1 protein-coding gene is annotated in these 564 nt (G+C 44.5%); it reads right to left on the bottom strand.

What is annotated here, in order from left to right:
• A partial coding sequence (locus NRL14_RS20785; protein ID WP_306725516.1) for an IS3 family transposase occupies positions 1-564 on the bottom strand: 564 nt, incomplete at both ends.

The raw sequence follows: 564 nt of genomic DNA, 5'->3' as shown, positions 1-564 counted from the left end.
TGTGTGATTTTATAGCGCCATAAACGTTGGCGATATTTTAAACTTGTATAATGGCTACCTTGGTCTGAATGGAACATCAGTCCTGTCGGTTTTCCTCTGCTTTCATACGCGAGTTCAAGCGCTTTTAGCGTTAAATTAGTATCTGGTGACAACGACATTGCCCAGCCAACCACTTTGCGTGCAAATAAATCAATAACCACGGCTAAATAAGCCCAGCGATTGCCTGTCCAAATATACGTCACATCACCGCACCACACGGTATCCGGCTCGACAACATCAAACGGTCTATCAAGCAGATTTGGGATTTCAAGGTGTTCATTACCACGTTTATATGAATGTTGAGGTACTTGGCAGCTTTCGAGCTTTAATTTAACCATTAGCTTAGCTGCACGATAACGGCTCAATTCAAAATCATTGTTCGTTGCTATCGCTGCGATTGTCCGTGCCCCTGCTGAACCACCACTCATCGCATGTATTGCTTTTACTTCAGCCTCTAACCTTACTTGCTCAGGTGTCGGCGTTGTATCCCGTATGGCCCAGTATTTATAGCTGCTACGATGCACA

This window comes from Pseudoalteromonas sp. 20-92 (assembly GCF_030847595.1).
In the GTDB taxonomy this organism is placed as follows: Bacteria; Pseudomonadota; Gammaproteobacteria; order Enterobacterales; family Alteromonadaceae; genus Pseudoalteromonas; species Pseudoalteromonas fuliginea.
This window is presented reverse-complemented; position numbering and strand designations above follow the sequence as displayed.